The 14,878-nt window shown below is 61.2% G+C and carries 15 protein-coding genes and 2 tRNA genes; 6 read left to right on the top strand and 11 right to left on the bottom strand.

Annotated elements, in window-relative coordinates; translation table 11 throughout:
• Positions 1 to 134: 134 nt before the first annotated feature.
• From AC4PTT_RS12470 to AC4PTT_RS12440, 7 genes are all read right to left on the bottom strand, one after another.
• A complete protein-coding gene (locus AC4PTT_RS12470; RefSeq protein WP_492161284.1) occupies positions 135 to 752 on the bottom strand; it encodes a hypothetical protein in 618 nt (205 codons plus the stop codon).
• A 5-nt stretch (positions 753 to 757) separates the two neighbouring features.
• The gene (locus tag AC4PTT_RS12465; RefSeq protein ID WP_492161283.1) at positions 758 to 2,281 is read right to left on the bottom strand and encodes a phage major capsid protein; all 1,524 of its coding nucleotides are present in this window, start codon (positions 2,279 to 2,281) and stop codon (positions 758 to 760) included.
• Positions 2,281 to 2,694 (bottom strand): gene transfer agent family protein, encoded by a 414-nt coding sequence (locus AC4PTT_RS12460; RefSeq protein ID WP_492161282.1) that lies wholly within the window; start codon positions 2,692 to 2,694, stop codon positions 2,281 to 2,283. Before AC4PTT_RS12460 ends, AC4PTT_RS12465 begins: the two co-directional genes overlap by 1 nt.
• The gene (locus tag AC4PTT_RS12455; protein WP_492161281.1) at positions 2,691 to 2,924 is read right to left on the bottom strand and encodes a hypothetical protein; all 234 of its coding nucleotides are present in this window, start codon (positions 2,922 to 2,924) and stop codon (positions 2,691 to 2,693) included. Before AC4PTT_RS12455 ends, AC4PTT_RS12460 begins: the two co-directional genes overlap by 4 nt.
• Positions 2,921 to 4,144, bottom strand: coding sequence for a phage portal protein (locus tag AC4PTT_RS12450; RefSeq protein ID WP_492161280.1), 1,224 nt, complete (start codon positions 4,142 to 4,144; stop codon positions 2,921 to 2,923). The genes AC4PTT_RS12455 and AC4PTT_RS12450 overlap by 4 nt, the downstream gene beginning before the upstream one ends.
• A 118-nt stretch (positions 4,145 to 4,262) precedes the next feature.
• A complete protein-coding gene (locus AC4PTT_RS12445) occupies positions 4,263 to 5,828 on the bottom strand; it encodes a site-specific integrase (RefSeq protein WP_492161279.1) in 1,566 nt (521 codons plus the stop codon).
• Positions 5,829 to 5,921: 93 nt separating this feature from the next.
• Positions 5,922 to 5,997: transfer RNA gene (locus tag AC4PTT_RS12440), tRNA-Val, on the bottom strand.
• Positions 5,998 to 6,182: 185 nt separating this feature from the next.
• Here AC4PTT_RS12440 and AC4PTT_RS12435 point away from each other — a divergent pair.
• From AC4PTT_RS12435 to AC4PTT_RS12415, 5 genes are all read left to right on the top strand, one after another.
• Positions 6,183 to 6,259, top strand: a tRNA-Asp gene (locus AC4PTT_RS12435).
• Positions 6,260 to 6,279: 20 nt separating this feature from the next.
• Positions 6,280 to 6,696, top strand: a complete 417-nt coding sequence (locus AC4PTT_RS12430; RefSeq protein WP_492161278.1) for a hypothetical protein — start codon at positions 6,280 to 6,282, stop codon at positions 6,694 to 6,696.
• Positions 6,697 to 6,927: 231 nt separating this feature from the next.
• The gene (locus tag AC4PTT_RS12425; protein ID WP_492161277.1) at positions 6,928 to 8,310 is read left to right on the top strand and encodes a GGDEF domain-containing protein; all 1,383 of its coding nucleotides are present in this window, start codon (positions 6,928 to 6,930) and stop codon (positions 8,308 to 8,310) included.
• Positions 8,311 to 8,439: 129 nt separating this feature from the next.
• A complete protein-coding gene (locus AC4PTT_RS12420; RefSeq protein WP_492161276.1) occupies positions 8,440 to 9,060 on the top strand; it encodes a hypothetical protein in 621 nt (206 codons plus the stop codon).
• Positions 9,061 to 9,084: 24 nt separating this feature from the next.
• The gene (locus AC4PTT_RS12415; protein WP_492161275.1) at positions 9,085 to 9,666 is read left to right on the top strand and encodes a hypothetical protein; all 582 of its coding nucleotides are present in this window, start codon (positions 9,085 to 9,087) and stop codon (positions 9,664 to 9,666) included.
• Positions 9,667 to 9,992: 326 nt separating this feature from the next.
• Here AC4PTT_RS12415 and AC4PTT_RS12410 read toward each other — a convergent pair whose 3' ends face one another.
• Positions 9,993 to 10,232: a PA2433 domain-containing protein gene (locus tag AC4PTT_RS12410; RefSeq protein ID WP_113154941.1), complete on the bottom strand. Its 240-nt coding sequence runs from the start codon at positions 10,230 to 10,232 to the stop codon at positions 9,993 to 9,995.
• A gap of 101 nt (positions 10,233 to 10,333) precedes the next feature.
• Entirely contained in the window at positions 10,334 to 11,434 is a 1,101-nt protein-coding gene (locus AC4PTT_RS12405; protein WP_492161274.1) for an AraC family transcriptional regulator, read from the bottom strand.
• A gap of 72 nt (positions 11,435 to 11,506) precedes the next feature.
• Here AC4PTT_RS12405 and AC4PTT_RS12400 point away from each other — a divergent pair, with 72 nt between their 5' ends.
• Positions 11,507 to 12,301, top strand: coding sequence for a methyltransferase domain-containing protein (locus AC4PTT_RS12400; protein WP_492161273.1), 795 nt, complete (start codon positions 11,507 to 11,509; stop codon positions 12,299 to 12,301).
• Between the two features lie 21 nt (positions 12,302 to 12,322).
• On the opposite strand, the gene AC4PTT_RS12395 is transcribed toward AC4PTT_RS12400, so the two are convergent.
• Both AC4PTT_RS12395 and AC4PTT_RS12390 read right to left on the bottom strand, forming a co-directional pair.
• Complete coding sequence (locus tag AC4PTT_RS12395) at positions 12,323 to 13,207, bottom strand: DMT family transporter (protein WP_206993517.1); 885 nt, start codon at positions 13,205 to 13,207, stop codon at positions 12,323 to 12,325.
• Positions 13,204 to 14,760: a VOC family protein gene (locus tag AC4PTT_RS12390; protein ID WP_492161272.1), complete on the bottom strand. Its 1,557-nt coding sequence runs from the start codon at positions 14,758 to 14,760 to the stop codon at positions 13,204 to 13,206. The genes AC4PTT_RS12395 and AC4PTT_RS12390 overlap by 4 nt, the downstream gene beginning before the upstream one ends.
• Positions 14,761 to 14,878 lie beyond the last annotated feature (118 nt).

The raw sequence follows: 14,878 nt of genomic DNA, 5'->3' as shown, positions 1-14,878 counted from the left end.
ATAGCCACGCTGCCCGGCTGCTGGTCGGCGTGCATCATGGCGGGCGTTGCGCTGGCGATCAGCTTCCCGCTGGCACGCGCAGCGAGCGCCGTGCGGAACGATTTTGCCGCAATGGCAGAGGCGGGGCGGGCGGCTCATGCTCGCATCCCCTGTAAGCCTCTGAGGGCGTGAAGGCCGTTGCGGTCAAAGTCGGGATCAAGGCCAAGCTTAACGTTACGCGCGCGCTGGTCCGGGTCCGAAGCTGCGTTGTCGGTTGTATCTGGCGCATGAAGCGCTTTCAGCTTGGCAATGTGGCCGGCGAAGGCTTCGGTGATCTCGGTTGGCGTGGCGCTCCAAGCCGTGCCTGGTGTCCAGCCAAGCCAGCCCGTCGCGGTGCGGTATAGCTCGCGGTAGACAGTCGGCCACGGCATTGGCTGGCTTTCCTGCTTAGGCGTGGCTTCGTCGCTGTCATCGGTCGCAGGGATGAAGCCGGCGACAAGGCTGAATAGCGGCATGGTGATGCAATCCGCGACCAGTTGCAGTGGCGTGCGGTCGATCTGATCGAGGAAGGCGGCTGCTTCCTGTCGGTCGGTTGCCGCAATGGTGATTAGAGTGCGGATCGTGCCAAGATGAATCTCGGCTATCTGGCGATGCATCGTCGCAAAGCCGTTGTCCTGGGATAGATGGAGCGCGGCCCGCAAAGACGGGCGCAAGCGCACGGTGTTGCCTCCGAGCGCAAGCGTGATCTCGTCATATGCGGGCCGGAAGGTCATGGTGATCAGGCCGCAACCTTGAGCTTGGTCAAGGCCTCGCCCATGATCACGCGGCCACCGACGCGGCGGCGGGCATGCAGCTTCACAATGCCGTTTCCAGCGCCTGTGTAGTCGTCGCGCAGGATCTCAAAGCCGACGCGATCAGCAATCGCATAGCCCGCTGTGAAGTCGCCAAATACAATCGCCGTATTGCCCGCAATCGGATCGGGCATGTCGACGCCCTCATAAACTGGACGGCCAAGCAGAAGCGGCGGCTGGCCGGCTGCAACGGAACGTTCCCAGAGATAACCGCCGTCCGGGTCTTTCAGCTTGCGAACGGCCGCCATGGTCTTGCGGTTCATCAACCAAGAGCCGTTTGCGGAATAGGCGGTTTTGACGCTGTAGAACAGGTCAATAAGGTCGTCGCCGCTGATAGCGGCCTCGACTTCGGCAATGTCTGTAGACGTAAGGACGCCCTCTGCCTGCGTGGTGCCATCACCATTCACAAACCAGCGTGCTTCCTTCTGGCCGAAGCGCCGGGCGATATGGCTGCCGAGATATGCGGCGAGGTCGATCTGTGCGTCTTCCAAGAGAACGCGCGTGACAGGAACAGTCACCGCCATTTCGAAGGGCTTCAGATCAATCTGGTCAAAGGACGGTTCGCTTTCGGGGCGGGGATCGGTTTCGCCGACTTCGCCAGGTTCAACCTGGTCGACAAGCCGGGGAAGCTGAAGCAACGCACCGCCCATGCTGATCGTCTGCGCAAGCGAGCGAACCGGAGAGAACTCCGCCACCTTCTCAAGAATGGAGGTGGAGACGGTTTCCGGTGCCAGAATGCTGCCGGTCGAAGGCGTGGCGTAGCCAAGCGACTTCACTTCGCTGGAATCGCCGTTGCGGATGAAGGACGTGAACGCCTTTACCTCGTTGTCGTTCTCTGCGGCCGGGTGATTGTTGTTCGAAGCGACGGGCCGGTTAGCCTTGGCTTCCATCTTATCGAGCCGTGCGTTGATTTCGGCCTTCATGCTGTCGAGGGCCTTCTGCTCGATAACCGGTTCGGCCTTTGCCTCCGGTGCATTCTCGATTTCGTTTTCCATGTGCTTTTCCTCAATGATGGATTTGACTTCGGTGACGCGCGCGCTGGAATTGACAGGGCGGCGACAGAGCGAGATTTCGGTGACGGTGAGACTGGAAAGGATGCGGCCACCTTCCGGCCGGGCCTTCGCTTCATGAAGGCGGTAGCCGATGGACAGGCCCTGCATCCGGCCGGCATGAAGGTCACGCCGCGCATTGCGGGCAGGGCCAATGCCTTCGACAAACAAGCGCCCCTTCACCTCAAGGCCCTTGTCCGTTTCAGCGAGTGAGTTCCAAACGCCGACAACCTGCTTTTGGTCGTGCTCGATAACCATTGGCAGGGAGTTGCTTGCGAGGTTGAACGCACCCGGCTCGATCACGTCACCGACGCTATCGACGGTGCCAAAGGGCCACGCAATTCCGGTGACGGTGCCCGCCTCGTCAATGACCAGATCGGCTTTGATTTCGAGACTGTTCATTATCCGGCACCATCGTCTGTAGTGTGAGCTTCGGTTGCATTGATGGCGGCTGCTAGATCGCCGGTCTGCGCGGTATGTCGCGGTTTGTCCTGGGGAACAGGTTTGCTATCGGCCGCGATGGGGCCGATCATGCGAGCGGTGATCACATCGAGAGCGATCTCCATGCTTTCCACCAGCGGGCGCTCATCGACATAGGCCTTCACCAGAGCGTCGGCATCCGAAGGGGAGGCTCCGCCACCGATCAGTGAAAGCCGGATGGTCTCTGTAACGTCCTGAAGTGTGAACTGGTGCGCTCGGATGCGGGCGAAGATTGCGCCGATGCCGTTGCCGGTTCTTCGCTCAAGCTCAAGAACCATCGGAGTGCTAAGGGCAAACGTCTTTTCGCCGTCACCAAAGAATGCTGTATGGATCATTGGCCGTCCTCATTGCGGTCAGACAGTGCCGCAAGGATTTCGTCGGCGATCCGGAGTTGATCAGCGTTGAAGTCGGATTCAACGCCAGCCGTCTTGATCCGGCGAGCCGTTTCTTCGATGAGCGTCAAGCCCGCGCTGGCAGTCTGCTGTAAGGGGGCATCATCTGTGAGCGTGGCGTTGTAGGCGTCGACAAATGGCTTAATTTCGCGCTTCAGGTCTTCGTTGTTCATGCTGCTTCCTTTGCCGGAGCCGATACCGGGCCGGTCGTTGTGGTCGTGGTGTAGGGATTGGCAAGCTCGTCGCCGCCTTTGATGGCCGGGAGGTTCATTGCAGCGCGAACCTCGTTTGACGTCATGGCGCGCATCGCGACCAGCTTGCCGAAGATCTCCGCACGGCCGGCAGAGTCCGCCCGCTGAAGGTCGTCAATGACAAATTCGAAATAGAGGTCGTCCTGTTCGTCTTCAGTCAGAAGGACGGTCGCATAGGCGTCCTGCCAGCGGTCCAGCCAAGGCCGAAGGCAAAGCTGTAGGAAACTCGCCGCCATCTGTTCGGCGTTGCTCCAGGTAGCGCGGGAAAGCTCATAGAGCATGTGTGGCGGCACGCCGAAGATGCGGGCAATTTCGCGCACCTGCTCAAGTCGATGCTCAAGGAACTGCGCATCGGTTGAGGTCATGGTCGGCTGGTCGAACTTCCAGCCTCCATCCAGGATAAGTGGGTCGCCGTTTGCATTGGACTGCCAGGCGCGCCAAGACTTCAGGATATTACTGATGGTCTTTGCGCCGTTTTCACCGCCGGTTGCCTTGTCGTTCGAGATGATGCCTGAAGGGCGGGTGCCGGAGCCGAAGAACCTGGACGCATGGCGTTCAAGCACCATGGCAACGCCAATGGCCTCTTTGCCGATGCTGATAGGGGAGGTGCCGCCGAAGGCTGGCACATACAGCACGTCCCTGTAAGAAAGCCGTTCCTGCGGGCCACGCTCGCGCTGCACAAGGTAGTAAGGTTCGCCGTCATCTTCGGTGCGGCGTTGGACGGTGCCGGGCGTTAGCCGGTGAAGCTCATAGGGCTTGTCATCGCCGACGCGCACAACCTGAGCATAGCCTGCTCCATACAAGAGGGCGTCGGTCGTGAGGTCAACGCGAAGTTGCCTGGCGCTCGTCCAGGGGTTCACGCGGTTATGCGCCAGGCGGTAGCCGTCATGTTCCTTGGCGGTTTCCCTGCTGTCGTCGGTGTCGCGATAGAGCTTGCAGGGAAGCGAGCCAACCGTTTCGGAAATCAGGCGGACGGCGTGAAGAACAGCCGGCACCCGCATAGCGGTGCTGGCATTGACCGGAATCCCGGAACTGGTGGGTGCAGCGCCAAATATCTCGGTAATTGCAGGATCGCTCAGCGGTATGGATTTTTGCTCCATACCGCTGCCGATGAGACGCTTTACAGAATTCAGGACACGCAACAGGACACAACCCCTAAGTTCAACTTAGGAATATTGTCTCATGCTCGAATCGTGATGTGAATCCTAAAAATCAATAAAAGTGATGAATTTTTCCGAATTCATCTATTTTATGTATGTATTATGTTGCGAGTTCGATAGGTTCAATTTGATCCATCGCTTCTGCCAGGCCGGGAAGCATCACGTCACTGCGGCCATACAGTTCATGCGAAAGGCCATCGGTGCGACCGGTCATGTAGTTGCGGGCATCTTCGGCCACGCGATCACGGCGACATAGGTCTTCAAATAGATGCCGCCACCCATGATTGGGTGATAGATCCGGGCGCTGATGCATTGGGATCAGTTTGCGAACCCAGGTGCTGAGCCGAGGTTGAACGGAGATCGCTTCCTTACTCTCTCCGCGGAACAGGCGGCCATCTTCCGCATTTTCAACGAACTCAATAATGCCTTCATTGATGAGTGCTGTGTGCACCGGAATTCGGCGCTCACTGCTTGCGGTCTTGAGGGATCGATTGCCGGCAGTAGTTACTTTCCAGAACCATCGTTCACCGACTTTGAAAAAATCTTCCTTACGCAAGCTCGCTGCTTCACTCACTCTCATACCAGAGTAAGCGCATAGCCACGGTATCCAACGGAGAAAGGGCTTTGTTTCCTTTCGTGCAGCAATCAGCACAAGCCGGGCTTCCGCCATGGTGAACGCACGAAGGTATGAGGGGGTGGTAGTGTAGTCGGGTGTCTTGATGCCGGCGAGTGGGTTGCCTGCCGGAAGGAAATTCTCAGGGTCGTTCTGTCGACCCCAATTCAGAATGGTGCGGACGTTCTGAAATTTCATTTTCACGGTGCGATTGCCGATCAGGTGCGCGTCCTGCATGGCTTCAATCCATGCCTTTCCTTCGGCGGCGGTGACGGTTGCGGCGTCCTCTGATTTGCGAAATTTGGCGAACTCGCCGGCGGCATCGCGGTATTTCTTTACAGTCTGCTTAGGGAGGGGCTTCGCATTCTTCCCGCGCGCGCGTCTCTTCTCTTCGTCGTCAATGACCTGGTCGAAAGTAGTAGGGCAAGCGATGTCGTTTGTGGGTGGCGTCGCATCTTTAAGCAGCGGGTGGGTTGGTGCTCCGGTGAAATCACCCTCATCACGCTCTGCCACACGCGATAGAGCCTCAAATTCGGATATGCAGATAGCCCGTGCCAGTGTCCGCCATTCTTCGGAGCCAAATGCGGCCTCTGTGTTCCCGAGCTTCCTGAAATGCTCGATGCGTTGCCCAACGACTTGTGCGAGCTGATTGTCAGTAAGGCGTCCTGCGATGCCATCGCGCAGAGCGGACACCAATGCGTCGTCAACGAAGCCAGAGTTCACGTAGCGAGAATCTGTGTTTCTCAGTTCTTCATCGAATGAGAGCCTGTCGAAGTAATTGCGCGTTGCGATTTGATCCGGCGCTAATGGATATCGAGCGGCGTGCCGTTGTCGTTGTCCGGCTTCTACTGCTCGCCTTTCAGCTAAGGCGATCTGGTTTTGAAGGAGGGCAACCGCACCGGGTAGCTTGGCTAGTGCCGTGCGACGATCTGGGCCGAGAGGGGTGCGCAGCTCTGATTTGCCACCATTGAAGGGGCGAAGCTCTTTGGGGACGATCAGTCGAGCAAAATATCGCCCGTCACGATTCAGAAGATGCCTTACTTTACCCGCCATCCGTCGCACCCATTTTGTAACGAAGTTTGTAACATCGTTATGGACGGAAACCCTTTTGGGTCAAGGCTTTGTAGGGATTTCAAGGGGTTGGAATGGTGGGCGATGAGAGACTCGAACTCCCGACATCTTCGGTGTAAACGAAGCGCTCTACCAACTGAGCTAATCGCCCATTCCAAGCCGCTTCCTTTAGGTGCTTCGCGATCGGATCGCAAGTGGAAAAGAGCTTTTTCAGAGCGAATTCGAATAAGATCAAGAAAGTTTCACAAAGTAGGTTTGGGGCGCTTGACACTCCCGCAAGAACCCCCTAATTCAGCGCTCATCGACGCGTTGCTGCCACGGCAGAGCGCCTCAAGCGCGGGTGTAGCTCAGATGGTTAGAGTGCCGGCCTGTCACGCCGGAGGTCGCGGGTTCGAGCCCCGTCACTCGCGCCACTTCTCCTCTCTCTGGAGAAGTGGCGGCCGCGCTAAAGAGTGAAATACACTCTCTGCCAAATGGCTTCTTCTTCCTGATTTCAAAGCAGATTATCGCACCGCTCTCAATTGAGCCGGTTATCGGTTTTTGGTCCAATCGCTTGCTCTGCGTACGAATCGCCATGTGCGATTCGCAGCCACGCACGGGCGGGCCGCTTTTCTCTGATTTTTCTGATCCGACGCCGATTCACTCCCGGGTCGGCCACGCGAGCCGGCAATCCGTGATTCCATGTCGTCCTGTCAGGGCAGGGGCGTCAGCGGATCGTCGCCGTGTGGATTCTGTCAACACTCGGCGGAATGTCGCGCTGTTCGGCGGTCTGCACCAGATAAATGAAGGTAAGGACCGCGATCGTCGCCGGCGACAGAAGCAGGGCGGCGCGAAACAAAAAGGCTATTAGTTGGCTCGGTCTCATAATCCGCCAGCCTATGCCTCTAAATTTAATGGAATCTGCATAAGCCGATTAACCATAACCTCCACAGATCGCCACTGTCAGTTCGTTAGCCGACCTCTTAACCGGAGGGTGAGTTTTGGCCGATACCCTGATCTTCGATTGTAGATGGAGTTCGTATCTGTGCTGATTGGGCGGGAAGCCAGTGGGGCGCAAGCGGCAGTCCCGGGGTTCGGGCAAGTGCCGGCAGCGCTGTTGATCGGCGCGGTGGTCTTGTGCGCCTGTCTTGTCGGCATCTATACGCGCCCCGTCGATTTTCTGGCGACCGTCTGGCCCGCGAATGCGATCATGCTGGGAATGCTGTTGCGCTTTCCGGCGACCGCGACGCCGTTTGGCTGGGGCATGGCGGCGCTGGGCTTCCTCGCGGCAGACCTTCTGACCGGCTCGCCCCTGTTCAAGACGCTGATTCTCACAGCCGCCAATCTTGTCGGTGTTGGCGGCGCTTATTTTCTGCTGCGGCGCTATTCGCGTGACACGATCCGCCTGAAAACGCCGGAATCGATTCCTCTGATGGTCGCGGCCATCGGATTCGGGGCTTTCCTTGCGGGCCTGGTGGGCGCGGTTGCCAATCCGGTTCTGTTCGGCGGCTCCTCGCTTGGCGGCTGGTCCTTCTGGTTCGTCACGGAATTCGCCAATTACGTGGCCATTCTCCCGGTCATGCTGACCGCCCGCCGGGTGTCGCTTCCCAAAAGCGCATCGCGCATGGATCTGCTGCGCCTGACGCTTCCGGCGCTGGCGCTCGTCGCATCCTGCGCGGTCAGCGTGCAGATCGGCGGGCCGGGCGCCATCGCGTTCCCGGTTCCGGCTCTGCTTTGGAGCGCGATTGTATATCCGCGCTTCCTCACCGTGCTTCTGACTTCGATCTTCAGCTTCTGGAGCCTGTTGGCGCTGTCGGCCGGCTATTTCCCCAATGTGGTGGATGTGACGACCGAGAGCGGACTGATTTCCATGCGGCTCGGCGTCAGCCTGATTGCGCTTGCGCCGATGATGCTGGCGAGCGCCATGGCGAAGCAGAAGCGGCTTATCGGCGAGCTCTCGCATCTTGCGACCCACGACACGCTGTCCGGCGTTTTCAACCGCGGGGCGTTTCAGGAAGAAGCGGCGACAGCCATCCGCTCGCTCAACCGCTTCTCCCAGCCCTTTGCGGCCCTGATGATCGACATCGACCACTTCAAGGCGATCAATGACAGATACGGGCACGCGGCCGGGGATCAGGTGATCGCCATCGCGGCTGCCCGCATCAATGCCTGCCTGCGCCGCAACGACATTGTCGGCCGGGTGGGCGGCGAGGAATTCGCGGTTCTTCTTTCCAAATGCCGCCGCAGCGAGGCGCTGGAGGTGGCCGAGCGAATTCGCAGCGTCTTCGCCCAGACCATGACCCTCAACGACGACACGATCTCCCTGACCGTCACGCTGAGCGTCGGGCTTGCCGCGAGCGAAAGCGCATCCGTGGATCTGGATACCCTTCTGGAGAAGGCCGACGGTGCGCTCTACCGGGCGAAGGATCTGGGGCGCAACCGCATCGAGGTTCATCAGCTGCATCGCGACGAGGATGCTGCCTGAGAAATGCGCAGGCTCGGCTGTCTGGCGACCGGATGTTCGAGTTTGTTTTGATTCCCACATAAATCGTTATTTCGGCGGTTACTGAACGCCGACTAACCTCCGGGCGAAGATACTGTCGAGGAGATTGCCATGCTGTCCCGTTTAGCCATCACTCTGGCCTGCGCTTCCGCGCTCATGGCCGCCCCTGTCATGCTGTCCGGCTCCAACCTGTCGCCATCGGCCTTCTCGGTCGATGCGCTCGCCAAGGGCGGCGGTAATGGCGGTGGCAACGGTGGCGGAAACGGCGGCGGCAATGGTGGTGGAAACGGCGGCGGGCATGGGGGCGGGCATGGGGGCGGCAGCGGCAAGAGCCAGGCCGGCAAATCCCATGGCGGCGGCAATGGCGCTGCGCGCTCCGGCGTCCGGCGCGGATCGGAACGCGCAAACCAGAACGCGCGCGGTCAGGGCAACAAAGGCATTGGCGGTTTCATCGACAATGTCGTCGGTGCTGCGCGCAACGCTCTTGGCGGCAAACGAGAAGCGCCAGGCAAGGCGCAGCGCGCGGCGCGGCCTGCTTCCAAGCAGAAAACCCGCACGGCGCGCGCCTACCGCCCCGCTCAGGTTCTGCCGGCAAGCGCACCGGTGCCGCAGGCGCGGCCGGAACGTCCGCGCAACTTCAACGCCAAGCTCGCGGGGCTGAATTCGCTGAACCGCAACTATCATGCCTATCTGAACGCCAGTGACCCGCGCATGACGGCGATCCGGGCCTAAGTTCTTGCATCGGCGGAGGCCGAGATGCTCGGGGCCGATATCGAGGAACTGGAAGCCAGGGCTGCCGCAGCCGCTGAGGCCGTTCAGGCGATGACCGCTGGCATCGAAGCCCATGACGGGTTCGATTATCAGGGTCTCGGCACCGAAGACCTCGAGGCGCGTCTTGATGCACTCGATGCCGTCGATGCAGAAGCGCTTTCCGAGGAGGACGCCGCACTGCTCGAGGCCGAGCGCGCAGCACTTGAGGATGCGCTTGCCAGCGACGCCTATGCTTCGCTCGTGGAGGTGGAAGGCGATCTCGATGAAGCGCAGGCCAGGGCCGACGCCTATGAAGGCGAGACCGACGATCAGGCGCTCACCGAAGCGCTTCTGGCGGCGGCCAATCCCAACCGTGTCGAAGAGTATGGCGCTGACGCCTATGTCGACGACGAAATGCTGAGCTGGGCGAAAGACCTGCTCGGCGTTGGCGAGGCGGAAGGCAAGATCGACGAGGTGCGCGAAAGCCTTGAGGCTGAAGCGCAGGAACAGCCGGACGGTGAACAGGCTGAAGGCGAGCAGGCGGATGCTGAAGGAGAGGGCGAGGAAGAGGTGATTGCAGCCCAATAGCTGACGCCATTCTCTTTCCGGGCTTGAAAGGCTCAGGCTGCCTCCCCATATCAGCGTGGTCGGCAGCCGGGCCGGCGCGGGACGTCCTGCAAGATATGTGGTGAGGTTCCCCGACCGGTTGCTGTATTCGACCCGGAAGACCGTGTGGTGACCATGAAGGTACCGGCACCCACGAAAGTCCCGGGAACGAAGGAAGCGGGCTCAGGCCCGCTTTTTTGTTGTTTGGAAGCAGGCCCGCGCCCTGTGTTGCATCGTTCGGTGCTCCGGGCCGGCTTTCCAGCCGGCGCACAATCATGTTGTCACTTACATTAGAGGCGTCACATGCATCAGAGGCCGAGAATGCGTTTCGCTTCTCCGAGGCTCTGCATGGAAGCCGCGTGGTCACCGGCCTCGTGCTGGACCTGACCCTGTGCGCGCAGTTCTTCCACACGCGCCCTGTCGCCGTCCGACAGCGATGCGACCTGCATCGCCTCATCGATTTCCGACATCAGGATCGGGCATGAGTTTGCGAGCGCGCTGGCCGGCATGAAAAGGGCGAGCGCGGCAATGAGTGCAAGGCGTTTCATGATCTCCTCCACTTGGGCCACACGGTGTTTGTGTTGATAGCCTGCCGTGTGGCGGGAAGCCTGTATCATACACGCTTGAGCGCTTCGCTCCAATGCTGGCCCTATCGATTGCGCCAGGCGGATGGAGAAAGTCCCGTGGCTTTTTTGAAGGCGCGGCTGAAGGCGGCCTCCGATGCGTAGCCAACGTCACGCCCGATGGCGGCCACCTTCAAGGAACTGTCTGAAAGACGGTTTGCGGCGAGCTGCATGCGCCACAGGGCGAGATAGTGCATTGGGCCGTGACCCACGAGATGGGCAAAGCGCGCGGCCAGCGCAGCGCGCGACATCCCTGCCTCTGCGGCCAGCGTGTCGAGCGTCCAGTGCTTTGCGGGTTGCGCGTGCAGCAGCGCCAGAACCGTGCCGACCGACGGATCGCGCAGGCCGGACAGCCAGCCTTTTTCATGCGCCGGCAGTGACTGCAGGCAAAGGCGCATCACTTCCACGAAGATCAGTTCGCACAGGCGCAGGCGTATCGCCTCGCCACCCGGGCCGGGCAGGCCGCTTTCGGCCAGTGTGAGCTCGATCAACTGGCCGAGCAGGCCGGCCCCTTCGTGTCCTGCCCATTTGATTCTGGCCCATTTGATTCTGGTCAGTGGGGGCAGGGCGCACAGAACCGGGTTGAACGGGCGTGTGTCACAGCCGAGAAAACCGCATATATAGGCCGTTCCGCCTTCGCCGCCGCCACCCTCCCGTGTCACGAAGGGCAGTGTCCCGTTCATCCATTCCCTGAAAAACGCCGTCGTGGCCGGTTCGTCATATTCCGGCTTCTGCCCGGGCGTACTCAGAAGCGCGTAGCGGGTTCCGCCGGCCAGAAGCAGAATGTCCCCGGCCTCAAACCGCACCGGTTCGCTGCCGGGCATGCAGACAAAGCCGTTGCCCTCCAGAATGATGTGGTAGGAAATCACGTGCTGCGCCTGCGGCAGAATGATGGGTCTGTAGAGCGTGCTGTCGGGTATCTCCACGCCCCATGGAAAGCTTGCTTCCACGCGGTGAAACACCGCCCCCGTCAGCCTCACCGCGCGCAGAACATCAGAGAGCGGGTCGGTTCCGCTTTGGGTGCAGAGAAGCGGTGTCCCGACACCGGCGCGCAGTTCTCCCTGCCGACGCCCGGTTCTGGACGATCCGGCAAGCATTGCAGACGTGCGGTCATGGGCTTGCGCCATGGGCCCAGAATACCCTCGCACAGGCTGATCGGCCAAATGGCTGGATGCGAAGCGCCTGAAAGGAGGCTCTCCATGACCCTGCTCGACCGGGAAAAATCACCCGCACGGATCTATGATGAGCGGTTTGTGCCGGCTCTGTTTGCCCAATGGGGGCCGATTGTCGCCGGAGAGGCAGGCATTCAGGGCGGAGACCGCGTTCTTGATGTCGCCTGCGGCACGGGCGCGCTGACGCTGGCTGCCGCGTCCCGCACGGGGCCTTCCGGTGCGGTGGTCGGGCTCGACGCCAATCCCGAAATGCTGGCGGTGGCCCGCAGCAAGAAGACGGCGATCGTCTGGGTGGAAGGCCGTGCCGAGGCGCTGCCATTCTCGGATGCCGACTTCGATGCGGTGGTGAGCCAGTTCGGTCTCATGTTCTTCGATGACAGTGTAGCGGCCCTGCGTGAAATGCGGCGTGTCCTCCGGCCCGGCGGGCGCATGGCTGTCGCCGTTTGCGATGCGCTGGCGCATTCGCCCGCTTACGACACATTCGCCGGCTTGCTCGACCGTCTGTTCGGAAAGGCGACGGGAGACGCTTTCCGCGCACCATTCGCACTCGGAGACGTCTGCGCGCTCGAAACCCTGTGTCACGAGGCAGGTCTGCGTGACGCGTCCGTGGTTCGCCACAACGCACAGGTCCGGTTCAAATCCATCGGCGCGCTCGTTTCAACGGAACGCGCCTGTGTTTGGACGCTTGGCGGTCTGCTCGATGACCAGCAGTTCGAGCGGCTTCTTGAAGAGAGCGAGGCAGCGCTCGCACCCTTCAGGCAGGCGGATGGTTCTGTGGTGTTCGACATGTCGGCGCTCATCCTGCGCGCCACGGCGATCTGACAGAAGCCCCGCCCGGCGCGCCTATTTGCGCGCCATACGGGTTTCGCGAAGAACGATATAGACGCCGCTGGCAATGATGATGGCCGCGCCCACATAGGTCCAGCCGTCGGGCAGTTCGCCCCAGACCAGCCAGCCCAGCAGGCTTGCCCAAAGAAGCGCGGTGTAATCGAAGGGCGCGACGATGGCGGCAGGGGCGAGGCGGAACGCATGGCCGATCAGCGTTATGCCGATGGAGCCGAACACCGCCATGCCGAGGAAAAGCGGCAGGTGATCAAGCGCAAGCGGCTGCCACTCCATCGCCACCACGGGCGTGGCGTAGATGAGCGGAAACAGCGCCACATAGAACATCATCGTCCAGACATTCTCCTCGCGTCCGACCCAGCGCGCGCTGATCATGAACAGCGCGTAGCAGAAGGCCGTGCCGACGATGAACAGCGAGGCTGGCTGGAAGGCTTCCGCCCCCGGTCGCACAATCACCAGAACACCGGCAAAGCCGACGCACACGGCCAGCCAGCGCCGCCAGCCCACATGTTCACGCAGAAGCGGCACCGAGAGCGCGGTGATGAAGATCGGGGCGGCAAAGACCAGCGATGTGGCTTCGGCCAGCGGCAGCGTGGCGAGGCCGCGAAAGAAAGCGTAGCTTCCAAGCACCATCACGAAACCACGGGCCGCGTGAACGGCCAGATGCCGCGTACGGATCGCCGGCAGGCCCTGCGTGGCGATGATGAAGGCGGCGATCATCGGCACGGCCAGAATGTTGCGCCAGAACACGATGTGCAGCGGGCCATAATGCGCGGTAAGCCATTTCGCCATGGCGTCGTTGAACACAAGGCAAAGCACGCCAAGGCAGATGGTGGCAATGGCCGGTCCGGGGCTGTTTCGGGCGTCTGCGGTCTCAACGGTCATGGGGTATGGGTCTCCAGCCAGGACTGAACCACCGGGTCGTCTGCCTCGGTCAGGAAGTGGCCAGCCGCCACCGTTTCCACGGTCACCGTCGCGCCGGCGGCGCTGAGCGTGTCGCACAGGGCCTGCGGCTGCCGGGTCAGGCGGTCTTCCGCACCGACGACCATCAACACCTCAACGCCCGTAAGATCGGCCTCTGGTGATTCCTCCAGTACGTCCATCGGACGGATGAGCACTGCTTTGCGCACCCAGCCCGGGTGAAGCCGCATGAAGGCGGCCAGAAAATTCGCTCCGTTGGAATAGCCCATATGCACCGTGTTGGAGGCTTTGACCCCATAGGCGGCGGCAGCGCCTTCGCAGAAGGCTTCAAAGGCTTCCGCCTCGGAGCGAATGTCGGCCTGATCGAAGCGCATCTGCGGCAGGCGGCGGAACCAGCGCGCTGCACCTTCCTCGGTGGCCCGCCCGCGCACCCCCAGAAGCGTGGCGTGCGGGGCCGTGCGTGCGGCAAGCGGCATCAGGCTGGTCTCCGTGCCGCCGGACCCATGCAGAAGCACGATGTGCCCGCCATCGGGCGTTTCTGGCGTGTAGAAACGGTGCACGAATGGAAGCTCGCGATAGATCACGCGTGGTTCGCCGGGCATCGCGAATTGCGGCAGCACCACGCGGAAGGCATCTTCATCCCCGGCCGGGGCCTGCGGAATGAAAAGCGTGCTTCCCAGCGTCTCCTGCGGCTCATCCACGCCCATTCCCGGCGCATCGGTTGCCATCTCGACGAGAACGCCGCCGGGCTCGCGGGCATAAAGCGAGGTGAAATATTTGCGATCATGGATCGTGGTGGGTGTCGCATTGCTGCGCCTGAGGCTCGCCCCGGTCGCTTCCAGCACCTGTTCGGAAGTTGCGCGAAGGGCGATGTGGTCGACCGTGCCGGCGCCCGGCGCGCTTGACCAGAAACCCTGCACATTGCGCAGATCAAGCGCGTCGCCCGTGTCGGAGACAAGGCGTTCGATGGCACCGTCGCTCATTCCGGGCCGATAGCCGAAATGCGTGGTGAAGAAGGCGCGGGTCAGATCCTGCTCCTCGGTGAAGAGCGTCGCGCTGCGCAGATTGCCGACTGCATGTTCCGGCGGAATGCCGTCAGCCGCCCAGGGGGCTGCATGGCGCAGTCCGGCAACGCCCACGAGTTTGATGATGATCCCGTCTGGATCCTTCAGCCGCAGCACGGGTTCGCCCAGCTCGTTGCGCGGCCCCTCCGGCCTGAGGCCGGCGGCGAGCGCGCGCGTCAGCCAGAAGCCGATACTCTCCGGTTGAATGGCGAGTGCGAACTCACCGATCTGGCCATAGCCTGCGCGGCCCGGCGCACCGTCTTCCCAGACAAGAAAAGTAACGAGCGAGCCCGGCGTGCCGGCCGCGTCGCCATAGAACAGGTGCAACTGCTCGGCATCCTCGAAACCCGCCGTCTGCTTGACCAGCCGCAGCCCCAGAAAACCGGCATAGAAATCCACATTGGCCTGCACCTTGCGGGTTATCAGCGTGATGTGATGGATGCCGCTGCTCATGGTCTGTTCTTTCTGCGAAACTGCACTCGATTGTCTGGAAGGTGGCACCGGCGCCCGTCGGCGTCCAGATGGCATTGGTGCGGCACTTCCGCAAGCCAGCGTGAAGCTCAATAAAAAA

Source organism: Nitratireductor sp. WH36-1 (genome assembly GCF_058725515.1).
This window is presented reverse-complemented; position numbering and strand designations above follow the sequence as displayed.

Bases quoted from the DNA above. Each gene is read 5' to 3' on its own strand.
- AC4PTT_RS12395 (WP_206993517.1), bottom strand. From the start codon at position 13,207: ATGACCGTTGAGACCGCAGACGCCCGAAACAGCCCCGGACCGGCCATT.
- AC4PTT_RS12445 (WP_492161279.1), bottom strand. From the start codon at position 5,828: ATGGCGGGTAAAGTAAGGCATCTTCTGAATCGTGACGGGCGATATTTT.
- AC4PTT_RS12405 (WP_492161274.1), bottom strand. From the start codon at position 11,434: ATGGCGCAAGCCCATGACCGCACGTCTGCAATGCTTGCCGGATCGTCC.
- AC4PTT_RS12455 (WP_492161281.1), bottom strand. From the start codon at position 2,924: ATGAACAACGAAGACCTGAAGCGCGAAATTAAGCCATTTGTCGACGCC.
- AC4PTT_RS12415 (WP_492161275.1), top strand. From the start codon at position 9,085: ATGCTCGGGGCCGATATCGAGGAACTGGAAGCCAGGGCTGCCGCAGCC.
- AC4PTT_RS12465 (WP_492161283.1), bottom strand. From the start codon at position 2,281: ATGAACAGTCTCGAAATCAAAGCCGATCTGGTCATTGACGAGGCGGGC.
- AC4PTT_RS12460 (WP_492161282.1), bottom strand. From the start codon at position 2,694: ATGATCCATACAGCATTCTTTGGTGACGGCGAAAAGACGTTTGCCCTT.
- AC4PTT_RS12390 (WP_492161272.1), bottom strand. From the start codon at position 14,760: ATGAGCAGCGGCATCCATCACATCACGCTGATAACCCGCAAGGTGCAG.
- AC4PTT_RS12420 (WP_492161276.1), top strand. From the start codon at position 8,440: ATGCTGTCCCGTTTAGCCATCACTCTGGCCTGCGCTTCCGCGCTCATG.
- AC4PTT_RS12410 (WP_113154941.1), bottom strand. From the start codon at position 10,232: ATGAAACGCCTTGCACTCATTGCCGCGCTCGCCCTTTTCATGCCGGCC.
- AC4PTT_RS12400 (WP_492161273.1), top strand. From the start codon at position 11,507: ATGACCCTGCTCGACCGGGAAAAATCACCCGCACGGATCTATGATGAG.
- AC4PTT_RS12470 (WP_492161284.1), bottom strand. From the start codon at position 752: ATGACCTTCCGGCCCGCATATGACGAGATCACGCTTGCGCTCGGAGGC.